Here is an 11,906-nt window from a genome sequence, read left to right on the forward strand (position 1 = left end):
GCGCCGACCGACCAACCGGACGAATCACCGTGTTGTTCGGCAACACCGCGGCCGGCAGCGCACCGGAGTACACCGCGACCGACCGGTTTCCCTCGGCGTCGAACGCGACCGCGTCACCGTAGCTGATCGGCAACGCGGCGCCGCGTATCGACAGGTACTGCGCGCCCGTGCCGTTACGGGTGAACCGGACATTCTCGGCAGGAAAGGCGGTCAAGTCCCCGAAGTGAATGAAGTTGGCGTGCCAGCCGGCGCCCCGATCAATTCTCTTGATCTGAAGCGGGCCGCTAACGTAGTTGTCTTCGGCAATGACGATGGAGTCCGTTCCTACTTCCTGTACATAGGCCACGTGACCGCTCGAACTAGCGCCGTCTACTCCTGGATCCCACTGGGCCACCGAACCGACTGCCGGCGTCTTGTCGACCCGCACCCCGCCAGCACGAGCATTGTCGTCCCAGGCTCCAGCGTTCCCAAGCAGGTAGTCTGGCTCGGGCACACCGTTCCGCGACAACCGCCATGCGACATAGTTCGTGCAGTTGTGCGGTCCAACGAACTGCTTCCAAGCGGCCTGCCCCTGATAGCCGGTGGTATCGCAGCTGAAGTCGGTGTCGGATGCCGAGCAGATCGTCGCGCTTACAGCATTTGCGGCATTTGCAGCAGTGGTAAATACCGCAGCACCAACGGTCAGGATTCCCGCCGTAACTACGACGGCGAGCGCTGCGAGCCCCACACGTTTCTTGCTATTCATGTTCCCCCCGAAAAATTGCGGATGTTTCTGAATTTGGAACAACTGCCGTACCTTTATCCATACCTGACCGGACGAGTTCGCACGGCCATTTCTTGAGTCGAGTCTTAATCGATCAACAGGCCCACTGCACTCCGTACCGCAGTCCCTGGCGGAGACCGAAGAACTCCGCCTGGACCTCGCCGATCGAGTCGACGTCCAGCAGATCTCCGTTCGGTGTGAACTCGTCCGCTATTCTCGGATGAACACCATTCAGCCGCCACAGCTTGTCGGGCTGCCGTCCGCCATCGAACCTGACCTTGAGGCTGAAGTGATCAAAACGGCGCAGCGGGGTCAGGAGATAATACGGTCGGAGTCGCTCCCGAGGGTATGCGGTGAACTCCACCGAATACTCGTGGCGCTCGCCTAGTTTGAGCGGCCGCGGCAGGCGAATGATGAACCGAGCGTAGTCATGGCCCGGGCGGCGGGATTCGGTGATTTCACCGCCATGGACCATCTCAGCGTGGATCTCGTGTTCGGCGTCACCACGAGCTATTTCACGCCGTACACTCAGCGAAGCCGTGATCTCGTCCAACTCGTCGACGGTCGCCACGATAAGGCGCTCCTCGACCAGTTTGGGAATTTCAAGATCGAAACGGAATGTCGACTTCAACGACTCCACATACCACCCGTCGGGCACGTACTCGTTATAGGCCTCCAGTGGAAGATCGTCCGCACAGCCGAGTCGTTCAGCGAGCACCCGGAAACCCTCGTCCATCCGGCGGCGTGCTGTGCGGGGGTCACGGTCGAACTGGGCTGCGAGCCAGGCCATCCGTTCGTGGAGAAACTTCTGATCTGTCGCCTCATGTAGTGCCAACGCCGCGAGGACGGCCCGGCGAAGGTCGGAAGGTAGCCGGCTGCAGCGCTCGGTGAGACCCAGGACCAACTTCCGCCGCACAACCGACGGACGATCATCCTGGGCAATGCTGCAAGCCAGTCGGAGACGCGGCCCCACACGGGTGTGAACGTCATCGGCAAGGAGACCCCGTCCACGCCGAAGCTCACGTAGCTCCATGATCGCCTGATCAATGTCGTTCATCTCCGTATAGCCCCCCATCAGCCGCGTCGTCACGACCGTCGCAGTAAAAGAGGATTGCAGACCCAGTCGTCGTTGGCTAGGCGTATTTGCCAGATCAAGCTGACATCTTGCCCGGGAAAATGCCAAAAGAATGACACGGGACCGCTCGTCAATCGACACGCTTACCGTACCGCGTCCAAAAGACAACGATCTGACTATCGTAAAACAACTATGGAGGTCGGCGATCGGACTTCATGATCGGGTATCTGGCCGTGTTCGTGGCCCGCTCCGTCCTTACCCTTCACGGCCCACGCTGGAGTCGCGGTCACTCGGAGTCCATCGGATCTCCCCCCTTGCGATCAGGATCATCGGCGGGGATCCCGGGAGACCTGTTTGCCTCACCGGGTCCACGGCACCGCGGGTCCCGGCCGCGACTCGGGGTGCTGTGGACCAGTGAACGACCGACTGGACATGCGGGACAGGCGACGGCGAATGCCCGTACAAGTCCGCACAGCCGCGCGTGAGATCAACTAGAAGGCCAAAGGCGGCGCAATCATGGTTTTTCGTGTCGCCGGAGGCCGAGACCCCCTGGGCGCTATGGGGCTCAGCGACTCCTGCGGCACGGCAGCTGGTACGGCTTCCCCGGGATGTACTGCTGCCACTCGGCAGAAGTGATCGGATCTCCGACGGTCGAGCAGATCGAGGCGGCGACACGGTCCGGGTCGGTCGCCCACAGCCGGATGGTGTGGTCCTCGCTGCCGGCCGCCAGCATCCCGTTGGAATTGAATGCCACCGAATAGATCGCCGCTGCGGGCGAGGTCAACGTGGCCAGATGCTGCGGCCGCCCAGGGCGGGTCGTATCCCAGAGCCACACCGTCTTGTCCGAACTTCCGGCGGCGAGAGTACGGCCGTCCGGGCTGAACGCCACGGAATACACGTAGTTACTCGGCCCGGCCAGCGTGGCCAGATGCAGCGGATGCCCAGGCTCGGTCACGTTCCACAACCAGACTGTCTTATCCGCGCTACCCGCGGCGAGGGTACGCCCATCCGGACTGAAAGTGATCGAATACACGTAACTGGCCGGTCCAGTCAGCGGCAGGCCCAGAACGGCCGGGTGCTGCGGGTCGGTGACGTCCCAGAGCCGAACAGTCTGATCGACGCTGCCGGCGGCGAGGGTGCGCCCGTTCGGGCTGAACGCCACCGAGTACACGAAGTTGCCAGGCCCGGTAAGCGTGACGAGGTGCCGTGGATGCGATGGCTGACTGATGTCCCACAACCACACGGTGCTGTCATTGCCACCCGCGGCGACGATGCGTCCGTCGGGGCTGAATGCGATCGATTGAGAGGTCTGGGTGGGGCCGGTCAGCGGCGGACCGAGCAGCACCAGCTGCTGCGGATCGCTGGTATTCCACAGATGCACGGTGCCGTCACTCCCACCGACGGCTACGATGTGCCCATCCGGTGCAACCGCCAGTGACCCCGAGAACGGGCCGTGCTCAGGCGGACCCGTCACCGGCTGACCGCGTAGCAACGGCCGGACCGGGTCACTGATGTCCCACAAGCCGAGGGAGTTGGCGGCGCTGCTGCCGGCCACGGCCAAAGAGTGGCCGTCCGGGGTGAATCCCACGTTAACCACATCGGTAGGACTGATAATTACAGGACCGGGTACGGCCCACACTCGCGCCACGCCGTCCGCGGCGGCTGTCGCAATGGTGTGGTCGGTGCGGAACACGATTGCCGTCACCGGCCCCGGATGGCGCAGGACGGTTGACAGGCGCCGGGTGGCGAGATCCCAGACCTTGACCGTGTCGTCGGAACTGCCCGCGGCGAGAAATCGGCCGTCCGGGCTGAACGCCACAGCATTCACCCATCCGGTCGCGTCCGCCAGCGGCGGGCCCAGCGGCGTCGGAATACGGGGAGTCGTGATATTCCACGTCCACACTGTCCGGTCGGCGCTACCGGCCGCGAGAGTGCGCCCGTCAGGACTGAAAGCCACGGTGAACACTGTCTTCGTCGGACCGGTGAGCGGCTCGCCCAGTGGAATCGGCTGTACGGGTTTGGTGACATCCCACAGCCGTACAGTTTTATCGGCACTGCCCGCGGCGAGAGTATGCCCGTCAGGACTGAACGCCACCGATTGGACGTAGCCGCGCATTCCAGTCACTTCCGCGATGAGCGGCACCGGCTGGCCACGGTTGTCGAGGTTGCTCACGTCCCAGAGCCGGATGGTGTTGTCCGCGCTGCCCGCGGCGAGCGTGCGCCCATCCGGGCTGAACGCCACCGAGTAAACCGTGTTGGTGGGACTTCCGGTTGGCAGCGGGCCCAGCGGCCGCGGCCTGTCGGGATCGGCCACATCCCACAGGCGCAGCGTCTTGTCACCACTACCCGAGACGAGAATGCGCCCATCCGGGCTGAACGCGATGGAGTAGACGGTGTCCGTATGGCCGGTCAACGGCGCCCCGAGTGGGACCGGTCGGCCTGGCGCTGCCAGGCTCCACAAGCGTATGGTCCGGTCGGCGCCGGCTGCCGCCATCAGTGTCCCGTCACGGGCGACCGCGATCGTCTGCATCACCCCGGGAAAGCCGAGTATCCGGGTCACCGGTGGGGTGGCGGACGAGTCGAGAAGGCTGGCGCGGGCCTCTTCCGTCGGCGCGATCCGAAAGGCGGCGAGCGACAGTTGCATGGCCAGATCCGGGTCGCTGTCACGTATCCGATTCGCCTTGATCGAAACCTCGCGGGAGATGGCGAGGTCACGTTGGCTGTTGGCTTCCGCCCGCTGCTGGACGGAGTATCCGGTCAGTACACCGGCGAGGACGAGCAACACGCTCAATGCGGCAAGCAACTTGTATAACCGGTGTGTACGGCGTCGTTCGAGCCGCCGTTCCGCCATTTCTTGCCGGCTGCTCGCGTCCAGAAATTCGCGCTCCAGTGGATTGAGGTCGGCATAGTGCCGTGGATCAGCCGCCCACTCGCCGGCGACGGCCAGTCGCGTCCCGCGGTAAAGCGCGGTGGAGTCGCGGCCGAGATCATCCCAGGACTGAGCGGCAAAGGTCAACTGCCGGTGCGTCTGGAGGCCGGCCCGGTCGGAGTTCAACCAGTCGCGTAACCGCGGCCAGGCGTGCAGCAGGGCATCATGAGTGATCTCAACCGTGTCCGCGTCGACCGTGAGCAGACGCCGTTCAATAAACCCGTCGAGGACGAGCTGCACGAGCCCGGCGGTGTCACTGTCGGTTCGATCATCGAGGAGTTCAGGGGTCCGGACCCGGCGGCGAATGTCGACAGTGCTGTCATCAATATGGATAAGGCGAAGGAAGATCTTACGGGTGATGTCCTGCTGCGGTTTGTCGAAGGACGTGTAGACGTCTTCGGCCGTGTCGGCGACAGCGCCCCGGATGCCACCGATCGCCTGATAGTCCGCAATGGTCAGGGTACCCCGTGACCCACGCTGCCAGGTGGAGAGCAACGCGTGCGACAGCAGCGGGAGCGCTCCCGGATCGTGCGCGGCGGTGGCGTCACGGGATGACGTGGCCAGATCACGAAGAAGCAGTTCGACAAGGCCTTCTTCGATTTCGATCTTCGCCTTGTGGGCAGGCTCGACTATGGCACGACGAAGTTCGGTCTCCGACATCGGCCCAACGGCGAGCTGAGCGTCCTGCAACGCCGCGGTCAGGGTCGGAAAACGCATGGCATGTGGGTAGAAATCGGCGCGCATACCCAACACGACGAGCGCCGGGGCAAGCGCGCCGTGATCATCCGGAGTCCCGCTATCGGCATCACCAGGGTCGATTTCGGCGCCCGCCGCATGTAGCGCCGAAATAAATATCCGCTGCTCTGCCTCGTCCCCACATTCGATGAACATCTGCTCGAACTGGTCGACTACCACGAGCGCCCGCAGGTCCGTGGCCGGGCCGATGCCCCCGGATGTCACGGCATTCACCGCTTGGCGGAGAAGCTCCCTGGAGTGTTTCGGATCTCGCCGGATGTCGGCGATCGCCTTCTCTTCCGATATGCCGGCGATGACTGCAAGGTGCCGAGCGAAATCATCAATCGGACGCGTACCAGGAGTAAAAAGTATGCGTGTCCACTGTTCTGAACCCGCCACCAGCTCGCCAGCCTGGATGACGGGGATAAGACCGGCGCGCAGCAGCGAGGACTTCCCGGATCCCGATGGGCCCACCACCATGAGCAGCCCGGATCCGGGCCGCTCGGTGAGCCGCGCCACGAGCGTCTCGGTCAGCGTCTCCCGGCCGTAGAACCATTCCGCGTCTTCCGGCTGAAAACTTGCCAACCCACGGTACGGAACGGGAGCCCCTGCCGGCCGTCTCCCCGGCGCTCGCCGGACCCGGTTGAGGGCATTCACCCACTCCGTGACCTCAACCGGGTCGGTCACACCACAGACCCGCAGAATGTCGGACAGCAGCGTCGGTGGTTTCACACCCGGTAAATGACGCCCGCTGAAATAGCCACCAACCGTACCGACGGGAACATCGACAGCCTTGGCCACGTCCCGAACCGTCAGCCCGGCACGCTCCTTGACGGCGGAAAGCGTCCGGGCGAAGTCCTGTCGAGTCACAATCACGGTCGGGTCCGGCTTGTCGCCGTCCTCGAAAGCCTCGTTGGACACAGTCCATCCCGTCCGTTCGTGCGGAGCGTTCCCACTGGTCGGGCTGCTCAGGCGGCCATCCGGATCTGGACATCACGCGCCCGGTCGGCAATGACCTCGCTGACCGGAAGCGACTGGGACGGTCACCGGCGAGCCTGGCGCATGATCTCCTGATCGGCAATGTCCGGACCGACACCGAGGGCGTACGGGTCATCAAGGAGCTGTTCGATACGACGGCGACGGAAGAAGGCGACGATCGCGCCACGCCGCCGGCCCCACCGGGGGGATGCGGGCCGCTGTCGCAGGACCATCCCAGTCAGCCCGCGATTCCCGGTCAGCCTGCGATGCGGCGCAGCACGTTGCGATCGGTGTGCTCGACCACGCCATCCAGCCGGGCATGGGTGATCAACGTCTTCTCGCTGTAGGCGAAGACGCCGTCGGCCTGCACCGTCACCGTGACCTCGAAGCCGGTCGTGCGGGCGGCCTTCGCCAGGTAGAGGTTGGACAGGATGCCGTAGGTCTCCGACTCCACCTCCGCCCGCATGGTGAAGGTGGTCGCGTCCGGCGCCGCAGTGCCGCCGGCCAGCACACTCTGGCCGCGGGGCACGGTGAAGCACCGCATCACCTGGCCGGCAACGGCATCCCACAGCCAGTAGCCGAGCTCGGTGTGGAAGGGGTTCTCCTGCCCGGCGCGCCACGCGGCGGTGCGGTAGTCCAGGCCGTACAGCACCTGTGGGCCGTTCTCCACCGGGCCAAACGGCTTGAGCGACATGCGCTCGCGGAACGGTGTCTCGACGATGCGGCCCTCGGCGTTCGAGAAGGCCACGTCCAGACCTTCGTCGCCCTCCCACTCCCCGGCCAGCGCCGCCAACGGCCCGAACTCGGTGGCCTGCACGCTCTCCACTCGGAACCCCTCTTCACCCGGCTCGAACCTCCCGGACCGTCACAGCCCGGCAGCCAGGACGTTACCGGTCGACTCCGGTAATGCGGGCGGATCCGGCAGATTTCGGCCCGTGAGACTGGCGGCATCCGGGCGCATAGTCCCGCTACCGAACGGCTGGACGGGGAGCGATGTGGCGAGGTACGCGCCCCAGCCCCGCGGCGCCGCGTCCCTATTGCCGGTCGCTCTAAGCGCTACGGAAGCGCATACGCGCTACTATGGCGCAGTGGCGACGATTCAGATCAGGAACATCCCCGACGAGGTGTACCTGACGTACAAGCAGCGCGCGCTGCGCGCCCGACAGTCCCTGCAGGACTACCTGCTGGGCAAGCTGGTCCATGACGCCCAGCAACCGACGCTCGAGGATGTCCTGAACCACGCACAGGCCAGCGCGGCGGCGTCAGTGACCACCCATGACATCCTCACCGAACTGGACCGTGGCCGGTCCACCCGTTGATCGTCATCGACGCCAGCGCTCTCGTCAAGATCCTTATCGAGAAAAGCTCATCGGCCGAGGCGGTACGCGAACGGCTCCGTGGTGAAACCCTCAGCGCTCCGAGCCTTGTCGATGCCGAAGTCCTCTCGGTCCTGCGCGGATTGACCCTCGGCGGCAAGCTACCCGAACAGCAAGCGCGTACCGCCCTGTCGTTACTCGCCAGGATTCCCATCCAACGCGCACCATTACCCGCGCAGCTCGCGCGGGTGTGGCAACTGCGTGCCAATTACAGCGCATACGACGCTTTCTACGTCGCTCTTGCGGAGTTTCTGGACTGCGCCCTGGTCACCAGTGATGCCCGCATCTCCCGTGGCTCCGGCACCAACTGCCCCATCGAACTGTTCCCGTAGCCGCAGCAACGCGTACATCCAGGACAGCGTCCTTGCGCATGCCGTTCCAGGTTGGATGATCAGGTAGGCCGACTCGTCACAGGAGATGATCCTGACTGGTGGGGACAAACGGTGCTTCCTGCCTGGCCAGGTAGTGGAAGTTGGGCGGCGGGCCGACTGTGCGTTCCAGCGTCTTGATAACCTCGCGGGGGTTGTCATGCGGACCCGAGATATAGAACGGCTTACCGTCCTTACCGAAGGTGATGGCTGACGGCCCTTCCCACGCACCGAGGTGGTCGGCGGCCGGTGCGAAGTCGGCGTGGGGCTCGAAGCCGAGGCCGCGGGCGTACTCGACGGCGCCGAACACAATGTGCCGAGCGAGCTCGATCGGCGCGTCCTGCCATCCGTGCGGGTAGGCGACGTAGTAGTCCGGCAGGAACTGCCGCAGATCCAGTTCGTTCTTGATTTCGGGGCCACGGACGTTCTTGACACCCAGGCAGTAGGCGTCAGCCAGATAGCCACACACCGATACCTTGTCCCAACGATGCCTGCGGGCGACCAGCACACTCACCAGCCCGCCGAGGTCTTCCTGCGATGCTGCTTCCGCTTTGTCGTCCGCCCAGCCCCGTGACTGGTCAACAGAGAGTCCCGCGCTCCAACCAACGTTGATCCAGCAACCGGCGACTTCCGGTTCACCCGCTACGGCATCGCGCTCCGCAGCGACGACTCGTACCAGGGAGGCCACGACCGAGGGCGGCACGCCAAGGGCGCGGGCGATCGCCTTCGGAGGCTTCCCCTCACTGCGCAATCGACGTACCTGATCGAGTAGCTCTACATCACCCATGGGAGCGGTATTTTACCAAAGCCGCTTCGGCTGGCTCGGCTGGCTCGAACTCCAGCAGTTCGCGAGCCTGTTGGCAGACCCTGCAGAGTCTGCTCGATCGGCCCGATCGGCCCGATCGGCCCGATCGGCGGATCCTGACATCATGAGGGCCGACATCCTGGGTCGTGATCTTCTCGCGTCCCGCACCCCGTCCGAGCTCGCCACCTATCTCGGGGCGACAGGATGGCGGCGTATCGGCGAGTATGCGGGCGCGCGGGTGTGGACGATCCGGTCTGACGGCGACGAATTCGAAGCCCTGCTGCCCGTGGACGGCAGCGTCCGCGACTACGGTGCGCGGATCGCCGACCTCCTGGAGGTTCTGTCGACCGTCGAGGGACGGGCGGAGCTCGACATCTGGCGGGACCTGTCCACGGTAGACATGGACGTGCAGTACATCCGCACCTTTCCGGACACTCCGTCGGGCACCACTCCCATCGACGACGGCGTTGCCGCGTTCGAAGGCGCGCGAAACCTCCTCGCGGCGGTCGCGGTCGCCGTCGCCACGGACATGGCGCAGGCTGTCCAATCGGGCCGGAAACCCGCGGCGGTCAGCCGGTTTATGCGCGGAGTCCGGATAGGCCCGACCTCCGTCGGCAGTTTCGTCCTGTCCGTTCTGACCCCCGTCCCACCACCGCTTGTACCCGAGCAGCCCCTACTGCCAGCTGCCGAGAACAAAGACGATGCCGAGGCCGAGGCCGATGGTGCAGCCGAAGGCGACGAGCCGGCGTCAACCGTGCTGGAGTCAACCGTGCTGGAGTCAACGCAGCCCTTCGAACGTCGTGTGTCGCTCGGGTTGTATCGAGCCGTCCTGACCGCTCACGAAGCGTCGACCCGGGTGCTTGCCGGTGAAGATCTCCACGTCTTCGACGCCGGTGTTCAGCGGGGAGTGAGCGCCAACCTGTGCGAGGCGCTGGCCGGAATGGGCGGACAGGCCGGCAATCCCTTTGAGATGACTTTCGGCTGGGCGTTGGCCCGACCCGTGCGACGCACGACACCGCCGCTGGTGTTCACCCGCGACATGATTCCGGTGCTCGGCGGCGCCGCTCGCAGATTCCGCGGGAACACCGGCGGGCAGAACACCCGGATCATCGGCACCGTCGTGCGGCTACACAGAGAACAGCGGACCGGAGCCGGTCAGGTCACGATCGCCGGGCACAACGAAGCCGACCCCGCCGGCATACGACGCATCCGGATGGAGCTCGCCGCCGAGGACTACGACCGGGCACTGCACGCACACAGCCGCCAACTGCCAGCGGTGGCCGAGGGAGACCTCGTGTCCGTCGGCAACCGCTGGCGACTACGCAACGTGCGTCGCTTCGACGTCGCCGACAACCCCACCGAGACGCCCTGAAAAAATCGACGAGGCGGGGGATCGCGCGGTGACTGCGAGGTCGACCGACCACTTCGTCATGTCCGCAGTGATTCTCGCGGACGCTCACCTCCCGGCGATGGCCGCCGAGCTGGCTCAGCTCCGTATCGACCTCAAGCGACGCCCGGGCGATACTCTGCACTGGCAGAATCTCAAGGGACATTCCCCGCGTCTTCACGTCGCGCGGACGGTCGGGGCGCTCCCATGGCTCACGATCTCCACCGTCGTAGTATGCAAGAGACATCTCTCTGACGTTCTGCCAAGCGAAGAGTACGCGTACCTTTACACGCTGAGGTTCTTGCTGGAGCGACTGTCGTGGCTCGCTCAGGCGCGTGGCGCGACTCTGGACTACACGGTCGCGCATATCGTGCGGTTCGAGACCACCAAGCTGCGGCGATACGAAGCGGCGCTACAGGCGGACCCCGACTGTCGGATCGCCTGGGGGCGCTCGACAGCCACGGTGGTCGCATCGATCAACCGAGCCGCGTGGAGGGGCTCCAGCTCGCAGACATGGCCGTCCGTGCATATCCACGGTACGCGCGGGAGGCGCCGAGGTCGAGAGCCCTGCGCGAGCTCGCAGATTCCGCGGGAACACCGGCGGGCAGAACACGCGGATCATCGGCACCGTCGTGCGGCTACACAGAACGGCGGACCGGAGCGGGCCAGGTCACGATCGCCGGGCACAGCGAAGCCGACCCCGCCGACATACGACGCATCCGGATGGAGCTCGCAGCCGAGGACTACGACCGGTCGCTGCAAGCACACAGCCGCCAACTGCCAGCGGTGGCCGAGTGATGCCGCCGGATGGGTTTCGCCCGAGGTGCACGATCGCTGGCCTGACATGCCGTGGCGCTCAGCGTCAGGATTTCGCAATCTCGCCGTTCACGCCTACGTCGAGATCGAGTGGTCAATTGTCTGGAGAATAGCGACGGCGTCGCTTCCGCCGCTGCGGGACCAGCTGACGGCTCTGGTGAAGGCCGAGTTTCCACTCGTAGTGGATCAGCTCGAACGGAAGAACTGAATGCGGACGGTAACACCGCCGCACGCTGATCGGCGGGCTGTGCGCCTGTCGCTGAAGGCGACGCGCGAGTCGATTATGGATCCCGCCGTGATATCCGCGATCCGAGACGAAATCTGGTCTCAGGACGAAGGTGAGACCAGATGAAAGCTCCCGGATCAGCGCCGCACGCGCTCGAGGGTGACCTGCGATGCCATGATTCGCCGCCTCGTTGGTAGCTGGTGTGGCGCCGCCGAACCCTTGGAGCTGAAAGATCAGCTGGCCAGCCTGATCAGCAACCAGACAGCCCGGCGCACAGACCCGGAATTGGAGATCATCCCTTGGCGTGGCACTCATGCCGAGGATCTATGCCGCTACGCACAGTAATGCCTATGACGAACCGCCCATGCCGGAGCTGAACTCGGAAGCACTGGACTTCCGAGTGGCTTCCGAGTCGTTCGCCTCCATCCGCGTGCTTCGCCGCGCCAAC

11 protein-coding genes are annotated in these 11,906 nt (G+C 64.9%); 5 read left to right on the forward strand and 6 right to left on the reverse strand.

Features of this window, described 5'->3' with window-relative positions; genetic code table 11:
* From U9978_RS05900 to U9978_RS05920, 5 genes are all read right to left on the reverse strand, one after another.
* Positions 1 to 787: CHAP domain-containing protein (locus U9978_RS05900; protein ID WP_322760025.1), on the reverse strand; the 787-nt coding region annotated here is incomplete at its 3' end.
* Positions 788 to 857: 70 nt separating this feature from the next.
* Positions 858 to 1,679: a hypothetical protein gene (locus U9978_RS05905; RefSeq protein ID WP_322760026.1), complete on the reverse strand. Its 822-nt coding sequence runs from the start codon at positions 1,677 to 1,679 to the stop codon at positions 858 to 860.
* 724 nt (positions 1,680 to 2,403) lie between these two features.
* Positions 2,404 to 6,423 (reverse strand): helix-turn-helix domain-containing protein, encoded by a 4,020-nt coding sequence (locus tag U9978_RS05910; RefSeq protein ID WP_322760027.1) that lies wholly within the window; start codon positions 6,421 to 6,423, stop codon positions 2,404 to 2,406.
* Positions 6,424 to 6,545: 122 nt separating this feature from the next.
* Positions 6,546 to 6,713, reverse strand: a complete 168-nt coding sequence (locus U9978_RS05915) for a hypothetical protein (protein WP_322760028.1) — start codon at positions 6,711 to 6,713, stop codon at positions 6,546 to 6,548.
* Positions 6,714 to 6,736: 23 nt separating this feature from the next.
* Positions 6,737 to 7,306, reverse strand: a complete 570-nt coding sequence (locus U9978_RS05920; RefSeq protein WP_322760029.1) for a heme-binding beta-barrel domain-containing protein — start codon at positions 7,304 to 7,306, stop codon at positions 6,737 to 6,739.
* Between the two features lie 262 nt (positions 7,307 to 7,568).
* Here U9978_RS05920 and U9978_RS05925 point away from each other — a divergent pair, with 262 nt between their 5' ends.
* Both U9978_RS05925 and U9978_RS05930 read left to right on the forward strand, forming a co-directional pair.
* Positions 7,569 to 7,799 (forward strand): FitA-like ribbon-helix-helix domain-containing protein, encoded by a 231-nt coding sequence (locus U9978_RS05925; RefSeq protein ID WP_322760030.1) that lies wholly within the window; start codon positions 7,569 to 7,571, stop codon positions 7,797 to 7,799.
* Entirely contained in the window at positions 7,796 to 8,188 is a 393-nt protein-coding gene (locus U9978_RS05930) for a type II toxin-antitoxin system VapC family toxin (protein WP_322760031.1), read from the forward strand. The genes U9978_RS05925 and U9978_RS05930 overlap by 4 nt, the downstream gene beginning before the upstream one ends.
* A 76-nt stretch (positions 8,189 to 8,264) precedes the next feature.
* On the opposite strand, the gene U9978_RS05935 is transcribed toward U9978_RS05930, so the two are convergent.
* Positions 8,265 to 9,011 (reverse strand): helix-turn-helix domain-containing protein, encoded by a 747-nt coding sequence (locus U9978_RS05935; RefSeq protein WP_322760032.1) that lies wholly within the window; start codon positions 9,009 to 9,011, stop codon positions 8,265 to 8,267.
* A 142-nt stretch (positions 9,012 to 9,153) separates the two neighbouring features.
* Here U9978_RS05935 and U9978_RS05940 point away from each other — a divergent pair, with 142 nt between their 5' ends.
* The 3 genes from U9978_RS05940 to U9978_RS05950 all read left to right on the forward strand — a co-directional run bounded on the left by U9978_RS05940 (position 9,154) and on the right by U9978_RS05950 (position 11,440).
* Complete coding sequence (locus U9978_RS05940; protein ID WP_322760033.1) at positions 9,154 to 10,401, forward strand: hypothetical protein; 1,248 nt, start codon at positions 9,154 to 9,156, stop codon at positions 10,399 to 10,401.
* A 504-nt stretch (positions 10,402 to 10,905) separates the two neighbouring features.
* Positions 10,906 to 11,214 carry a hypothetical protein gene (locus tag U9978_RS05945; protein ID WP_322760034.1) on the forward strand — a complete coding sequence of 103 codons (309 nt, stop codon included), beginning with the start codon at positions 10,906 to 10,908 and terminating at the stop codon, positions 11,212 to 11,214.
* A 25-nt stretch (positions 11,215 to 11,239) separates the two neighbouring features.
* The gene (locus U9978_RS05950; protein ID WP_322760035.1) at positions 11,240 to 11,440 is read left to right on the forward strand and encodes a DUF86 domain-containing protein; all 201 of its coding nucleotides are present in this window, start codon (positions 11,240 to 11,242) and stop codon (positions 11,438 to 11,440) included.
* Positions 11,441 to 11,906 lie beyond the last annotated feature (466 nt).

This window comes from Protofrankia sp. Cr2, from assembly GCF_963555885.1.
In the GTDB taxonomy this organism is placed as follows: domain Bacteria; phylum Actinomycetota; class Actinomycetes; order Frankiales; family Frankiaceae; genus Protofrankia.

What these genes read in the sequence shown, in the direction of transcription:
- U9978_RS05915 (WP_322760028.1), bottom strand. Translation starts at nt 6,713, where the DNA reads ATGGTCCTGCGACAGCGGCCCGCATCCCCCCGGTGGGGCCGGCGGCGT.
- U9978_RS05940 (WP_322760033.1), top strand. Translation starts at nt 9,154, where the DNA reads ATGAGGGCCGACATCCTGGGTCGTGATCTTCTCGCGTCCCGCACCCCG.
- U9978_RS05935 (WP_322760032.1), bottom strand. Translation starts at nt 9,011, where the DNA reads ATGGGTGATGTAGAGCTACTCGATCAGGTACGTCGATTGCGCAGTGAG.